This is a genomic window from Pantoea sp. RCC30.1, assembly GCF_058148845.1.
On sequence record NZ_JBXUHX010000003.1, the window covers coordinates 155,135 to 169,167 of the forward strand.

General features: G+C 56.4%; 13 protein-coding genes. 2 read left to right on the forward strand and 11 right to left on the reverse strand.

Going from position 1 to position 14,033, the window contains the following annotated elements; translation table 11 throughout:
• Positions 1 to 807 precede the first annotated feature (807 nt).
• Both glyS and glyQ read right to left on the reverse strand, forming a co-directional pair.
• The gene (gene glyS / locus AC2LB6_RS04765) at positions 808 to 2,877 is read right to left on the reverse strand and encodes a glycine--tRNA ligase subunit beta (RefSeq protein WP_490092648.1); all 2,070 of its coding nucleotides are present in this window, start codon (positions 2,875 to 2,877) and stop codon (positions 808 to 810) included.
• 9 nt (positions 2,878 to 2,886) lie between these two features.
• On the reverse strand, positions 2,887 to 3,798 hold the full coding sequence (glyQ, locus tag AC2LB6_RS04770; RefSeq protein ID WP_003849680.1) for a glycine--tRNA ligase subunit alpha: 912 nt from the start codon (positions 3,796 to 3,798) through the stop codon (positions 2,887 to 2,889).
• Positions 3,799 to 4,018: 220 nt separating this feature from the next.
• Here glyQ and AC2LB6_RS04775 point away from each other — a divergent pair, with 220 nt between their 5' ends.
• Positions 4,019 to 5,014, forward strand: a complete 996-nt coding sequence (locus AC2LB6_RS04775) for an acyltransferase (RefSeq protein ID WP_490092649.1) — start codon at positions 4,019 to 4,021, stop codon at positions 5,012 to 5,014.
• Here AC2LB6_RS04775 and AC2LB6_RS04780 read toward each other — a convergent pair.
• Positions 4,999 to 5,931 carry a GlxA family transcriptional regulator gene (locus tag AC2LB6_RS04780; protein ID WP_490092650.1) on the reverse strand — a complete coding sequence of 311 codons (933 nt, stop codon included), beginning with the start codon at positions 5,929 to 5,931 and terminating at the stop codon, positions 4,999 to 5,001. The two genes, AC2LB6_RS04775 and AC2LB6_RS04780, sit on opposite strands and share 16 nt — an antisense overlap.
• A gap of 11 nt (positions 5,932 to 5,942) precedes the next feature.
• Positions 5,943 to 6,602 carry a 6-phosphogluconate phosphatase gene (gene yieH, locus AC2LB6_RS04785; protein WP_490092651.1) on the reverse strand — a complete coding sequence of 220 codons (660 nt, stop codon included), beginning with the start codon at positions 6,600 to 6,602 and terminating at the stop codon, positions 5,943 to 5,945.
• Positions 6,603 to 6,754: 152 nt separating this feature from the next.
• Here yieH and AC2LB6_RS04790 point away from each other — a divergent pair, with 152 nt between their 5' ends.
• Positions 6,755 to 8,068, forward strand: a complete 1,314-nt coding sequence (locus AC2LB6_RS04790; RefSeq protein ID WP_490092652.1) for an NCS2 family permease — start codon at positions 6,755 to 6,757, stop codon at positions 8,066 to 8,068.
• 47 nt (positions 8,069 to 8,115) lie between these two features.
• Here AC2LB6_RS04790 and AC2LB6_RS04795 read toward each other — a convergent pair whose 3' ends face one another.
• The 7 genes from AC2LB6_RS04795 to rpmH form a co-directional block, all read right to left on the reverse strand.
• A complete protein-coding gene (locus AC2LB6_RS04795; protein WP_490092653.1) occupies positions 8,116 to 8,865 on the reverse strand; it encodes a 4'-phosphopantetheinyl transferase family protein in 750 nt (249 codons plus the stop codon).
• A gap of 178 nt (positions 8,866 to 9,043) precedes the next feature.
• On the reverse strand, positions 9,044 to 9,634 hold the full coding sequence (locus tag AC2LB6_RS04800) for a malonic semialdehyde reductase (protein ID WP_490092654.1): 591 nt from the start codon (positions 9,632 to 9,634) through the stop codon (positions 9,044 to 9,046).
• Positions 9,635 to 9,900: 266 nt separating this feature from the next.
• Complete coding sequence (gene mnmE / locus AC2LB6_RS04805) at positions 9,901 to 11,265, reverse strand: tRNA uridine-5-carboxymethylaminomethyl(34) synthesis GTPase MnmE (protein WP_490092655.1); 1,365 nt, start codon at positions 11,263 to 11,265, stop codon at positions 9,901 to 9,903.
• Positions 11,266 to 11,357: 92 nt separating this feature from the next.
• Positions 11,358 to 13,004, reverse strand: coding sequence for a membrane protein insertase YidC (gene yidC / locus AC2LB6_RS04810; protein WP_090966557.1), 1,647 nt, complete (start codon positions 13,002 to 13,004; stop codon positions 11,358 to 11,360).
• 2 nt (positions 13,005 to 13,006) lie between these two features.
• Positions 13,007 to 13,264, reverse strand: coding sequence for a membrane protein insertion efficiency factor YidD (gene yidD / locus AC2LB6_RS04815; RefSeq protein ID WP_008926397.1), 258 nt, complete (start codon positions 13,262 to 13,264; stop codon positions 13,007 to 13,009).
• Complete coding sequence (gene rnpA, locus AC2LB6_RS04820; RefSeq protein WP_008926396.1) at positions 13,228 to 13,587, reverse strand: ribonuclease P protein component; 360 nt, start codon at positions 13,585 to 13,587, stop codon at positions 13,228 to 13,230. Before rnpA ends, yidD begins: the two co-directional genes overlap by 37 nt.
• A 14-nt stretch (positions 13,588 to 13,601) precedes the next feature.
• Positions 13,602 to 13,742, reverse strand: a complete 141-nt coding sequence (rpmH, locus tag AC2LB6_RS04825; protein ID WP_003849659.1) for a 50S ribosomal protein L34 — start codon at positions 13,740 to 13,742, stop codon at positions 13,602 to 13,604.
• Between the last annotated feature and the right edge of the window lie 291 nt (positions 13,743 to 14,033).

Sequence of the window (14,033 nt, forward strand, 5' to 3'; positions counted from 1 at the left end):
CTTCTTAGTAACAGACTGTAATAAGATTATAAATTTATCGATTGTTATGCGTAAATGCAACTATCACCCACTCAAAACGGTTGTCATTTTGCAACTCTCTTTAAATATATATATGAAATCAATCCGGGTGCGATATCCAGTGATCATTAAGTGTTTTTATATAAAAAAATCGTCCAAAATAATAATTAATGAAAGGATGCCATTACTAATTAAATCCACGAGCAACATTTTTACTCTCAAAAAAACACATGCGCATTTAAAATCCGTTCTGACATTATCGATAGTATTGCTGAAACAGCAGCCTGAATGTCATCCTGTGCATGCGTGGCCAGCCTTAATGTTTATCGTCTCTGTTATCCGCTCATTCCATGATCGCTTCATAGTCCCCACCTGAAAAAATACGACCAATCCCGCCCGACTTTTCTGCTAAGCGAGCCTTCCCATTAAAAAACCATTTACGGATACTCTTTGTTGAAATTACGCATCAAAAAAAGAAAGCAGTGAACCGTTCAACGTTTATTCAGATGATGACCGCAGGAACAGATATGACTGCCCGCTCTGGTTCGGCTTTCAGCAGATTTGAGGGGTAATAAAGTGGTGATGCCATCGGGCCATCTTATGATCAGGCCTGCCTGGTGGCTTATCGGAGAGGAGTAAACTGGCTGTACCCTCTTTTAAGTACAAGTAACACATGCATGCCATTCTCCTTAAAATCTGTGGAAAATGTGTCAAGGCTATTCTGGGCGGGTCACAGAGTAAAAAAGGGGACGATTTCTCGTCCCCTCTGTTTATGTCAACCGGCTTTAATTACTGCAGCAGCGAAATATCCGCGACCTGCAGGAACAGCTCACGCAATTTTGACAGCAGCGTCAGGCGATTGACCCGCACCGCCTGATCGTCGGCGTTAACCATCACTTTATCGAAGAAGTTGTCCACAGCAGTACGCAGTTGCGCCAGTTCGACCAGCGCATCCTGATAGCGGCCTTCAGCGAAGTAAGGCTGCAGCTTGCTGCTCAGCGCGGTGACAAACGTCGCCAGCTGGATCTCTTCGTTCTCTTTCAGCAGTGACGCCTGCACGCTCTCATTCAGCGTTTCAGTCGATTTCGCCAGAATGTTAGAGACGCGCTTGTTCGCCGCCGCCAGTGCTGCAGCGGCCTCCAGGGTACGGAAGTGCGATACCGCTTTCATGCGTGCATCAAAGTCAGCCGGACGGGTCGGACGACGCGCCAGAACCGCCTGCAGCGTGTCGATGCTGTGACCCTCTTCCTGATACCAGGCGCGGAAGCGACCCAGCATAAAGTCGATGACATCATCCACCACGCGGGCGTTGCTCAGCTTGCTGCCATACAGGCGCACCGCTTCTTCGGTCAGGGTTTGCAGATCGAGCGGCAGGTTCTTCTCAACGATGATACGCAGCACGCCCAGCGCCGCACGACGCAGTGCGAACGGATCTTTGTCGCCTTTTGGATGCTGACCAATACCGAAAATCCCGGCCAGCGTATCCATTTTATCGGCAATCGCCAGCGCACAGGCGACCGGGCTGGACGGCAGCTCGTCACCGGCAAAGCGCGGCTGATACTGCTCATTCAGCGCCACCGCCACATCTTCGGCTTCGCCGTCGTGACGCGCATAGTGCATGCCCATCACGCCCTGGGTGTCGGTGAACTCGAAGACCATGTTGGTCATCAGGTCACACTTCGACAGCAGGCCCGCGCGGGTGGCGTGATTCACATCGGCGCCAATTTCACCGGCAATCCAGCCCGCCAGGGCCTGAATGCGATCGGTTTTATCGCGCAGCGTGCCCAGCTCTTTCTGGAACAGCACGGTTTCCAGACGCGGCAGGTGATCTTCCAGACGCTTTTTGCGGTCGGTATTAAAGAAGAACTCCGCATCGGCCAGGCGTGGGCGTACCACTTTTTCGTTGCCGGAGATAATCTGGCGCGGATCGCTGGATTCGATGTTAGTGACGAAAATGAAGTTCGGCATCAGGTTGCCGTCATTGTCATACACCGGGAAATACTTCTGATCGCCTTTCATGGTGTAGACCAGCGCTTCCGCAGGCACCTTGAGGAATTTCTCTTCAAAGGTCGCAGTCAGGACTACTGGCCACTCCACCAGCGACGTCACCTCTTCCAGCAGGCTATCGCTGATATCAGCGTTGCCGCCTAAGCGACGTGCGGCTGCTTCAGCATCGGCTTTGATCATCGCTTTGCGGACCTGATAGTCGGCAATGACCTGGCCGCGTTTTTCCAGCACATCAGGGTACTGATCGGCGTTATCGAGCGTGATTTCGCTTTCTCCCATAAAGCGGTGACCACGAATAATCCGATCTGACTTAATGCCCAGAATAGTGCCTGGAATAAGCTCGTCGCCCAGCAGCATCGTCACGGTATGAACCGGACGGACGAACTGCACATCGCTGTCGCCCCAGCGCATCAGTTTTGGCACTGGTAGCTTGCTGAGTGCGGTCGCAATCATCGCCGGCAGCAGTGCCTGGGCCACTTCGCCTTTAACCTGGGCGCGATAGACCAGCCATTCGCCTTTATCGGTGGCGAGGCGTTCAGCCTGATCGACGGTAATGCCGTTACCCCGCGCCCAGCCTTCAGCAGCTTTGGTCGCGTTGCCGTCAGCGTCAAACGCAGCAGAGATCGCCGGTCCGCGTTTCTCCACTTCCCGATCGGGTTGTGAGGCGCTCAGGTTTGCAACTTTCAGCGCCAGACGACGCGGCGCAGCAAACCAGCTGACCTCGCCGTGGCTCAGGTTAGCGGCATCCAGTTCAGCGGTGACCTGCGCGGCAAAGGCTTCTGCCAGGCTGCGCAGGGCTTTTGGTGGCAGCTCTTCGGTGCCGATCTCCACCAGGAAGGTTTGTTCAGTCATGGCTGCCTCTTACTTTTTGTTATTGCACATCGGGAAGCCCATTGCCTCGCGAGAGGCGTAGTAAGCTTCAGCCACGGCTTTAGTCAGGGTACGAATGCGCAGAATATAGCGCTGACGCTCTGTTACCGAGATCGCTTTGCGGGCATCCAGCAGGTTAAAGCTGTGTGCCGCTTTCAGAATGCGTTCGTAGGCGGGCAGTGGCAGCGGTTTTTCCAGCGCCAGCAGATGCTGCGCCTCTTTCTCGTACTGCTCGAAGCAGGTAAAGAGGAAATCAACGTCGGCGTATTCGAAGTTATAGGTGGATTGCTCCACTTCGTTCTGATGGAACACGTCGCCGTAGGTGGTTTTGCCCAGCGGGCCATCGCTCCAGACCAGATCGTAAACGCTGTCGACGCCCTGGATATACATCGCCAGACGCTCCAGACCGTAGGTGATCTCACCGGTTACCGGCTTACACTCCAGGCCGCCAACCTGCTGGAAGTAGGTGAACTGCGTCACTTCCATGCCGTTGAGCCACACTTCCCAGCCGAGTCCCCAGGCACCCAGCGTCGGGTTTTCCCAGTTATCTTCCACGAAGCGAATGTCATGCACCGTCGGATCCATACCCAGCTCTTTCAGCGAGCCAAGGTAGAGCTCCTGAATGTTGTCCGGTGACGGTTTGATGATCACCTGGAACTGGTAATAGTGTTGCAGACGGTTCGGGTTTTCACCGTAGCGGCCATCGGTAGGACGGCGTGATGGCTGCACGTAAGCGGCAGCGATCGGCTCCGGGCCGAGTGCGCGCAGACAAGTCATCGGGTGTGAAGTGCCAGCGCCCACTTCCATGTCCAGCGGTTGGACAATGGTGCAGCCCTGACGCGCCCAGTAATCCTGCAAGGTCAGGATCAGCCCCTGAAAGGTTTTGGTATCAAACTTTTGCATGTTGAGTGTGCACGCGCTTCGGTTAGATTAAAAAAAGAGGCCGACAGTATACCCTTTGACCGCGCGATGTGCAGCCGTAAATCCCAGGCGGTGCCGGCGCGTTTAAGCGGCGATTCCGGACGCTGGCATACAGATGGCTCCGAATCCTGCTGGCAGCAGTTGTTGCGCTGGTCGCATTTGACTACCCTCTTGCGCACGGAGCGATGCGCAAGAGGACACCATGCCGCAAAAGATTTACTGGATCGACAATTTACGTGCGGTTGCCTGCCTGATGGTGATCGTGATTCACACCACCACCTGGTATATCACCGGGCCGATGGCGGTGACAGGCACGACCTGGGATGTGGCTAATCTCCTGAACTCGGCATCACGCGTCTGTGTTCCGCTTTTCTTTATGATCTCCGGCTACCTGTTTTTCGGCGAACGCAGCGCTCAGCCGCGCCATATGCTCCGGCTAGTGCTCTGTCTGCTGTTTTACAGCGCGGTCTCGCTGGCCTATATCACCTGGCTGACGCCGATCAGCGAAGGACGTTCGATCCTGAAGATGCTGCAGAAGCCGGTGTTCTATCATCTGTGGTTCTTCTTTGCGCTGATCGGCATCTATCTGATGTCGCCGCTGATTCAGGTGAAAACCGTGCAGGCGCGTTACGTCGCGCTGCTGGTGCTGGTGCTGGCGGTGCTCGCCAACCCCAATACGGTCAGCCAGTCGCTGGGCCCGTTTCACTTTCTGCCGGTTAATCTCTATGTCAGCGGCGACAGCATTTACTACCTGCTCTATGCGCTGCTGGGACGGGCGATTGGCACCATGGAGACCAGCCGACGCGGCCTGACGCCGCTGGCTGCCGGGCTGTTTATCGCCTGTGTGATTGGCATTACGCTGGGGACGAAAAAGGCGCTGATCGTCAACGGAGCGTTTAACGATACCTGGTATCTCTACTGCGGACCGCTAGTGTTTATCGCCGCGATCAGCCTGCTGATCGTGTTTAAAAACAGCCTGAACCAGCGCACCCTGCCAGGTTTTACGGTGATTGCACGCTATTCACTGCCGATCTACGGCTTTCATGCGCTGTTCATTCACTACCTGCGTACTCATCACTACGATGATATGTCGCGTCCGTGGCTCGACCTGCCCTGGGTGTTCGGGCTGACGCTGGGCGGCAGCCTGCTGCTGGGAATGGTGCTGAAACGCGTCGATACCCGTCACTTCGTCAGCTGATCGGTTTCGCGCTGGCGGGCGCGTCGTAGCTGGCGTGCCGATGAAAACCCCGCCGCCAGCGCCGCTTTTTCGGCAGATTCACCCTGCTGCTGACGCTGGCGCGCCACGCCAACCCGCAGCTGCTCATGATATTCCCGCACGCTGATCCCCAGATGCTGACGAAACAGCCGCGCCAGATGGCGGCTACTGACATGGGTGCGTCCGGCCAGTTCAGTCAACGTCCAGCCATGCTCTGGATGGGCAATCATCAGATCCTGCGCCCGATGAATGGCCGGATGCATGTGATTGCGATAACGCAGCCAGGGTGAAAGCTGTGGATCGTCACCGGCACGGCGGAACCAGACCACCATTTCCCGCGCCACCGCCAGCGCTGTGGGCGTATCGCAAAGCTGAGAGATCAGATGCAGTGCCAGATCGATTCCCGCCGTGATGCCCGCGCTGGTCCAGATATTTTCATGCCCGACAAACACCCGATTCTCCTGCACCTGCGCGCGCGGGGCCGCCGCTTTCAGACGGGCAATCACATCATGATGAGTGGTGCAGAGTACGTCATCCAGCATACCCGCCTGCGCCGCCAGCAGCGCACCCGAACAGACGCAGACCAGCATAAAGGTCTGCGCGCGCAGCGCGCTGTGCTGACGCATCAGCCATTCGCGTGCTTCTGCGGCCTGCGGTGTGGCATAACAGATCTGCGAGTCATAGACGCCAGGCACCACCAGCAGGCTCCCGGCGGGCAACTCTTTCGGTAAGGGTTCGATGCCACCAATGGTCATGCCGGTGGAGCAGACCACCTCCGGCTGCGGGCCGATGTAGCGCAGCGTAAAGCGATCCCCCGCCAGCTTCAGCGTCTCGGCCGGGCCGGCCAGATCAAGCGCCATGACGCCAGGCAGGGTTAAAAACCAGACGGTGTGTGTCATGCTGGCCCGCGCTACACCAGATCCCAGCCACGGGCGCGCCACAGCGCAGGCAACTGCGCCATGTCGTCGAAACGCGTCACCAGCGGATGATCCAGTTCGGGGTTGTGCGGGTCAGCACAGTAGTAGTAGACCGGAATGCCGGCAGCGATACCGGCGCGGGCACCCGCTTCGGAGTCATCCACCAGAATGCAGCGCTCAATCGGCACCTGCATCTGTTCCGCCGCGTGGTACATCAGTTCCGGATCGGGCTTCCAGTGCAGAATGTCATAACCGCTGTAGAGGTGCTCCGCAAACAGCGGCAGCATGCCGGTTAAGCCCAGCGAGTGCTGCATCTTTTTTACCGTCCCGTTTGAAACCACGCACATCGGCACCTTTATCTGTTCAACCAGCGCTTTCGCGCCTGCGATTGGCTGCAGTTGCTGATCAAACAGTCGCGCGACTTCCGTGCGGTAAGCCGTTTCTACCTCTTCCATCGGCAGCGACACCTGATGCGCGTCGCCCACGTCACGAATGATGTCGTAGAGTTTTACCCCCTTATACTTTTCAAACATCTGCTGCAGCGACAGGTCCAGGCCGTAACGGGCAAAGGTATTGACGTAGGCCTGGGTGCAGAGCAACTCACTGTCCACCAGCGTGCCATCGCAATCAAAAAAGACGCATTCTACTGACATCAGACTCTATCCTTCGATTCAGGGGTGTGCTCCACACTCTACCGTACTCAGCGCAGATTGCGAGACTGGCAATCGGTTGCGAAAAATCATTGTATTGGCCAGGTAAAATCGCCAGGATACGCGCCGATGATTTTTTCTTCTGGATGGATGGCATGAGCAAGCAAGGCGTTTTGCAGCGCATCTTCAGGCTGCAGGAACATGGCACCACGGTGCGCACCGAAGTGATCGCAGGTATCACCACTTTTCTGACGATGGTCTATATCGTCTTCGTCAATCCGCAGATCCTCGGCGTCGCTGGCATGGATACCCAGGCGGTGTTTGTAACCACCTGTCTGATTGCCGCCTTCGGCAGCATTCTCATGGGACTGTTTGCCAATCTGCCAGTGGCGCTGGCGCCCGCAATGGGGCTGAACGCCTTTTTCGCCTTTGTGGTGGTCGGCGCGATGGGCTATTCGTGGCAGGTCGGTATGGGCGCGATCTTCTGGGGTGCAGTCTGCCTGCTGATCCTGACGCTGCTGCGGGTTCGCTACTGGATGATTGCCAATATCCCGCTGAGCCTGCGCGTGGGTATCACCGCCGGTATCGGCCTGTTTATCGCCATGATGGGACTGAAGAACGCCGGTATTATCGTGCCGAATCCCAATACCCTGGTGGCGGTGGGGAACCTGACCTCGCACAGCGTGCTGCTGGGCGCACTGGGCTTCTTTATTATCGCCATTCTGGCATCACGCAATATCCATGCGGCGGTGCTGATCTCGATGGTCGTCACCACGGCGATTGGCTGGATGCTGGGCGATGTGAAATTTGTCGGCCTGTTTTCTGCGCCGCCTTCCATTACTTCGGTAGTCGGGCAGGTCGATATCAAAGGTGCCTTTAACATTGGCATGGCGGGCGTGATCTTCTCCTTTATGCTGGTCAATCTGTTCGACTCCTCCGGCACGCTGATCGGCGTCACCGACAAAGCGGGACTGACCGATGAAACCGGCACCTTCCCACGGATGCAGCAGGCGCTCTATGTTGACAGCATCAGTTCGGTAAGTGGGGCGCTGGCGGGCACTTCATCCGTGACCGCCTATATCGAGAGCACCTCGGGCGTGGCGATTGGTGGCCGTACCGGCCTGATGGCGGTGGTCACCGGGCTGCTGTTCCTGCTGGTGACCTTCCTGTCACCGCTGGCGGCAATGGTGCCGTCCTACGCCGCTGCGGGCGCGCTGATTTACGTTGGCGTGTTGATGACTGCCAGCCTGTCGCGCGTACGCTGGAATGATTTGACCGAAGCCGTTCCGGCATTTGTAACCGCCGCCATGATGCCCTTCAGCTTTTCAATTACCGAAGGCATTGCGCTGGGGTTTATCGCTTATTGCGTCATGAAGCTGGGCACCGGCCGCTGGCGTGAAATCAGCCCCTGCGTGGTGATTGTTGCTCTGCTGTTTGTGCTGAAGATTGTTTTTATCGACGGGCACTAAGCGTATTGAGGGCTATTGAGGGCCGCAATCTCTGGGTTGCGGCTTTTTTATATTTCAGGATGCAGACTGCGCTCGCTGGGCAGGCTGGTCAGCCGCAGGGCATGAGGCCCGATGTTGGGCTTACCCATCTCTATTTCGCGTAATGGGTGCCACTGAAAGGCACTATCCATCTCCCACAAATGCAGACGCTGGGTCGCAGACGACAGCGCGCACGACCAGACCAGCACAAGCTCCGCGTCACACACCACCTGGATGTCGGGATAGAGTGACGATCGCAGCCGACCCGCACCGGGTAACAGGCGCAGCGAATCCAGTCCCCGATCACCTTCTCCCGTCAGCTTGAGAATGCTCTGGCGTAATGTCCAGATCTGCGTCACTGCCTCCATGGCATCCTGCTGGGCATTGATCCAGGCGATCTCGCCCGAGGTTAATCCCTGAATCAGTTGCTCCTGAGTCTGGCGACTCCGAGCATGCACAATCTCCATATCCAGACCGGCACGTCCACCCTCTTCGGCCAGCAGCACACCCACCGTATTACCCGCATAAGCGATACTAAAGTCGGGCAGATCGCTGTCAGCAAATACGGGACGTCCGTTGCTCTGGATAATCAGGCGCGGCAGCTCATTAATGCCATAAACCCGCAGCATCAGCTGTGCCAGCAGGGTACGCGCGGCAAGAAATCGCCCACGGCGTTTGTCAGCAAACTGCTGTGCCGTGTCGGAGATAGCCTGGGGAATGCGTAAATCATTAGCCGGGAAGCCGGGATCGCCCGTCCAGCGTACAAAATGACCAGCCATCTGTCGCTCCGTGAAAATGGTCAGATAATCATCAGAAGCATTGTAGGAATTTTCTTATCGGAATGCACCTGGCAACGCACAGATTAGGTTAAATTCGGAATAGGATGAGCGGAGTAGCGCAGATTGGCGGGATCGATCTTAGATACGCGTCGCGAACCGAATCGCGACGCGGGTAGCATCAGGCGAAGCGGCTCGCCTGCTCAAAGCTCAGGCGCGGCAGGCGCGGATGCAGTTTTGATGCCTCACCGTAGCCGAGGTTAATCAGCAGGTTAACCTGATACTGACCGTCGGGGAAAAAGGCATCATTGACTTTGGCCGGATCAAAACCGGACATCGGACCGGCATCCAGACCCAGCGAACGGGCCGCCAGGATCAGATAACCCGCCTGCAGGCTGCTGTTACGGAAAGCGGTCTCTTTTGCCGCTTCCGGGCTGCCGGTAAACCAGCTGCGTGCATCCGCATGCGGGAACAGCGCGGGCAACTGCTCATAGAACTCGCGGTCCCAGGCCACAATCACCGTGACCGGCGCGCTCATGGTTTTGTCCAGATTGCCGGAAGAGAGTGCCGGTTTCAGCTTCTCTTTGCCTTCCGCCGAGGTCACGAAAACAAATCGCGCAGGCGAGCAGTTCGCCGAGGTCGGGCCCAGTGCCGTTAAGGCATAGAGCTGTTCCAGCAGGGCGTTATCGACGGACTTAGCCTGCCAGTAACTGTGAGTGCGGGCGTCATTAAACAGCGTATCCAGTGCGGCAGTCTCAAGCGGTGTACTCATGCAACTCTCCTGTTTCAGGCGAAAAAGTTCGCCCAAGGGTGTTCACGTAATGGGTTTGCGTCCGGCCCGATGTGGCGGGATGAGGGGGGATTCACTCACCGCAATTCATAGCCTCAGGTCAGATCGGCGCTTCAACCGTTATACGTCAAAGCGGTGCCGCCGCAAAATAACATATCAGCAAGAATCAACGCGGAGGCGGGTATAACAGAGGAGGCAGCGTGGCGGGAATTCAGGCCTGACAGCGCGATGCCGTCAGGCCTGCACGGTTATTTACCGATACAGAAGCTGGAGAAGATACGACCCAGCAGATCGTCAGAGGTGAACTCGCCGGTGATCTCGCTTAACGCCTGCTGAGCGACTCGCAGCTCTTCTGCCAGTAACTCACCGGCGCGGGCACCGAGCAGCTGCGCTTTACCCTGCTGTAAGTGTGTGGCCGCCAGCTCCAGTGCCTGCAGATGGCGGCGGCGTGCCAGGAAGCCACCTTCCATGTTGCCAGCGAATCCCATGCTCTGCTTCAGGTGATCCCGCAGCTCATCGACGCCTTCGCTGGTACGTGCCGACAGGCGAATCAGTGAGTGACCATTTACTTCTGTCAGGCCGGGAGACTCACCGGTGACGTCGGCCTTGTTGCGTACCACGGTAATCGGCAGTTCCGGCGGCAGACGGGAGACAAAATCGGGCCAGATAGCCGCCGCTTCGGTGGCATCAGTGGTGGTGCCGTCTACCATAAACAGCACGCGGTCAGCCTGTTCGATCTCCTGCCAGGCGCGCTCAATCCCGATGCGTTCGACTTCGTCGCTGGCCTCACGCAGACCGGCGGTGTCGATGATATGCAGCGGCATGCCATCTATATGAATATGCTCACGCAGTACGTCACGGGTGGTGCCCGCAATGTCTGTGACGATGGCGGCATCACGGCCCGCCAGCGCATTCAACAGGCTCGATTTGCCCGCATTAGGCCGGCCCGCAATCACCACTTTCATCCCTTCACGCAGCAGGCTGCCCTGACGCGCTTCGGCACGAACCGCATCCAGGTCCCCGATCACCGTATTCAGCTGCGCTTCGATTCTGCCGTCAGAGAGGAAATCGATCTCCTCATCCGGGAAGTCGATAGCGGCTTCGACATAGATCCGCAGGTGAGTAAGTGCTTCCACAAGATGAGTGATGCGGGTTGAGAAAGCGCCCTGCAGCGAATTCACTGCTGAACGTGCCGCCTGCTCCGAGCTGGCATCAATCAGGTCGGCAATCGCTTCGGCCTGCGTCAGATCGAGCTTGTCGTTCAGAAACGCACGTTCAGAAAACTCACCCGGCTGCGCGATACGCACGCCCGGCAGCATCACGATGCGCTTCAGCAGCAGATCGAGGATGACCGGGCCGCCGTGGCCCTGCAGCTCCAGCACATCTTCGCCGGTAAAGGAGTTGGGGCCAGGAAACCACAGCGCAATCCCCTGATCCAGCACGCTGCCGTCGCTATCGGTGAACGGCAGATAATCGGCATAACGCGGCTTAGGCAGTTTACCCAGCAGCTGGCGGGCGACCTCTGCCGCCTGCGCGCCAGAGACGCGCAGAATGCCTACGCCGCCGCGTCCGGGTGGCGTCGCCTGGGCAACAATGGTATCGCTGTGGCTCATAAATTTTCTCTCGCTACAAAAAACACAGGCGGTCGCTTTGACCGCCTGAGAATAGACTATTTTAAGGCGGGATTGCTCCCGCTTTGGATCGCTTACGCTTTCTTCTTGTCGCGGCTATGCAGACCACGTTTTTCCAGGCCGCGATAAATCAGCTGCTGCTGGAGAATGGTGACCAGGTTGCTGACGATGTAGTACAGCACCAGACCTGACGGGAACCACAGGAAGAACACCGTGAAAATCACCGGCATGTAAGTCATGATCTTCTGCTGCATCGGATCGGTCACGGTGGTCGGTGACATCTTCTGAATGAAGAACATGGTGATGCCCATCAGAATCGGCAGGATGTAGTACGGGTCCTGCGCTGACAGGTCATGGATCCACAGAATAAATGGTGCATGACGCAGTTCAACCGAGCCTGACAGCATATAGTAGAGCGCCAGGAAGATTGGCATCTGAATCACCAGCGGCAGACAGCCACCCAGCGGATTCACTTTCTCTGCTTTATACAGCGCCATCATTTCCTGGCTCTGTTTCTGCTTGTCATCACCCAGACGCTCACGCATCGCCTGAATCTTCGGCTGCAGCATGCGCATCTTAGCCATCGAGGTGTACTGCGCTTTGGTCAGCGGGTACATGATGCCGCGCACGATGAAGGTGATCACGATAATGGAGAAGCCCCAGTTACCGATGAAGCTGTGGATGAATTTCAGCAGTTTGAACAGCGGCTGAGAGATAAACCACAACCAGCCGTAATCCACGGTCAGATCAAGGTGCGGCGCAATGGCTGCCATCTTGTCCTGAATTTCCGGGCCGACCCACAGCGTTGCACCCAGATTCTGCTGTGCGCCCGCGGCAATGGTGACCGGTGCAGATTTATAGCCAATCGCCGCTACGCCGTTACCCAGGTTGCTGGTGTAAAGGGTGTTGGTGCCTTCGGTGCGCGGAACCCATGCCGTCGCGAAGTACTGCTGCAGCATCGCAACCCAGCCATTGCTGGTCGTCGCGTTCAGGTTCTCGTTATCCGCGATATTGTCGAATTTATACTTCTCATATTTCGACTCGCTGGTGGAGTAGGCCGCGCCACGGAAGGTGTGCAGAGCAAAGTTGTTGCTGCCGGTATCACGATGCTTAGGCAGATCAATTGTCTGCTTCAGCTGGCCAAACAGCGACACTTCCAGCGGCTGCTGGGTGGTGTTGTTGACATGATAATCGACATTAACGGCATATTCGCCACGCTTGAAGATGAAGGTTTTGGTGTAAACCACGCCATTTTCAGCGGTGTAGGTCATCGGCACACGCAGTTCGGACTGGCCATCTGCCATCTCGAAGTGATCCTGCGCAGCGTTGAACAGCGGACGCGCGCCGTTGTTCGGGTTATCCGGGCCATTACGACCGGTTAAACCGCTCTGTGCCTGATAAAGGAACGCTGGGGTTGTTTCAAGCAGCTGGAATGGCTGACTGGAACCCAGTTTGTCCGGGAAAGTCAGCAGCTGTGCTTGTTCAACATCACCGCCTCGGGTGTTGATATTCAATGACAGGACATCAGTCTTAACGGTGATCGTCTGGCCCTGACCGCTGGCCGGTACACCCTGACTGGCGGTATCACCCGCTACGCTGTTAGTGCCTTGTGTGGTCTGCGTCTGCTGTGGCTGCGGAGCGTGGTCCGTCTGCCAGGCTTGCCAGATCATAAAGGTCACGAACAGAAAAGCGATGAGAAAGAGATTGCGTTGCGAATCCATCGTTAATGTTCTCTGGTATCAAAGGTTTTTGGCGGCACAGGATCGTCACCACCCGGGTTCAAAGGGTGGCATTTTAATACGCGTTTTAATGTCAACCAACTGCCTTTTATCAGGCCGAACCTGCGTAACGCCTCAATTCCGTAATGAGAGCAGGTCGGGTGAAACCGACAGTGTGGTCCCAGTAATGGACTGATACCGCGTTGATAGACGCGTATCAGGACGATCAGGAGCCGCGCGCCAGGCGACAGTGACGACGCCATAATTTCTCCAACGCTTCCGCCAGCATACGGTTATCCAGATCGGCAACCCCCTTCTTCGCGACCACCACGAAGTCCATCGACGGCAGTTCATGTTGACGCAGACGAAAGCTTTCGCGGGTCAATCGCTTGATCCGGTTGCGTTCATGAGCGCGTTTCACATGTTTTTTAGCGACGGTGAGACCGATGCGGGGATGCCCCAGCGCGTTAAGGCGGCCGAGAATAGTAATTTGCGGCGTGCCAGCCCGTTGTGGCTGCTGGAAGACGAAAGTGAAATGAGTGGGAGTTAACAAACGTAACTCCCTGGGAAATGCGAGCTTACCCATCAGGGCTTGCTTTATTACTTAGAAACGGTCAGACGAGAACGGCCTTTAGCACGACGACGTGCCAGAACCTGACGACCATTTTTTGTTGCCATACGAGCACGGAAACCGTGTGAACGGTTGCGCTTCAGTACGGACGGTTGAAAAGTGCGTTTCATGGCGGTTTCTACCTAAACTTGAAAATTTTCACTGGATGACGCGTTTCGGGCCAATAAATCGACCTACGCCTCAATGTGTCTTTAATAAAGAGGCGGGATTGTAATAATTGTACAGTCCCGAGTCAATTTACTTCGCGTGTTGTAGTACCTGAAAACCCGCATACAGTCCGCTGAGTCCCGACGTTGCGCCTTACAGCATAATGTCGGGTGAAGGATTATACGGGCTCCTTACTAAAGCGCAAGGATCGTACGGGATCTTATTGCGATCGGCCTGCCGGATCCTGGGGATAA

What these genes read in the sequence shown, in the direction of transcription:
- glyS (WP_490092648.1), bottom strand. Translation starts at nt 2,877, where the DNA reads ATGACTGAACAAACCTTCCTGGTGGAGATCGGCACCGAAGAGCTGCCA.
- glyQ (WP_003849680.1), bottom strand. Translation starts at nt 3,798, where the DNA reads ATGCAAAAGTTTGATACCAAAACCTTTCAGGGGCTGATCCTGACCTTG.
- AC2LB6_RS04775 (WP_490092649.1), top strand. Translation starts at nt 4,019, where the DNA reads ATGCCGCAAAAGATTTACTGGATCGACAATTTACGTGCGGTTGCCTGC.
- AC2LB6_RS04780 (WP_490092650.1), bottom strand. Translation starts at nt 5,931, where the DNA reads ATGACACACACCGTCTGGTTTTTAACCCTGCCTGGCGTCATGGCGCTT.
- yieH (WP_490092651.1), bottom strand. Translation starts at nt 6,602, where the DNA reads ATGTCAGTAGAATGCGTCTTTTTTGATTGCGATGGCACGCTGGTGGAC.
- AC2LB6_RS04790 (WP_490092652.1), top strand. Translation starts at nt 6,755, where the DNA reads ATGAGCAAGCAAGGCGTTTTGCAGCGCATCTTCAGGCTGCAGGAACAT.
- AC2LB6_RS04795 (WP_490092653.1), bottom strand. Translation starts at nt 8,865, where the DNA reads ATGGCTGGTCATTTTGTACGCTGGACGGGCGATCCCGGCTTCCCGGCT.
- AC2LB6_RS04800 (WP_490092654.1), bottom strand. Translation starts at nt 9,634, where the DNA reads ATGAGTACACCGCTTGAGACTGCCGCACTGGATACGCTGTTTAATGAC.
- mnmE (WP_490092655.1), bottom strand. Translation starts at nt 11,265, where the DNA reads ATGAGCCACAGCGATACCATTGTTGCCCAGGCGACGCCACCCGGACGC.
- yidC (WP_090966557.1), bottom strand. Translation starts at nt 13,004, where the DNA reads ATGGATTCGCAACGCAATCTCTTTCTCATCGCTTTTCTGTTCGTGACC.
- yidD (WP_008926397.1), bottom strand. Translation starts at nt 13,264, where the DNA reads ATGGCGTCGTCACTGTCGCCTGGCGCGCGGCTCCTGATCGTCCTGATA.
- rnpA (WP_008926396.1), bottom strand. Translation starts at nt 13,587, where the DNA reads ATGGGTAAGCTCGCATTTCCCAGGGAGTTACGTTTGTTAACTCCCACT.
- rpmH (WP_003849659.1), bottom strand. Translation starts at nt 13,742, where the DNA reads ATGAAACGCACTTTTCAACCGTCCGTACTGAAGCGCAACCGTTCACAC.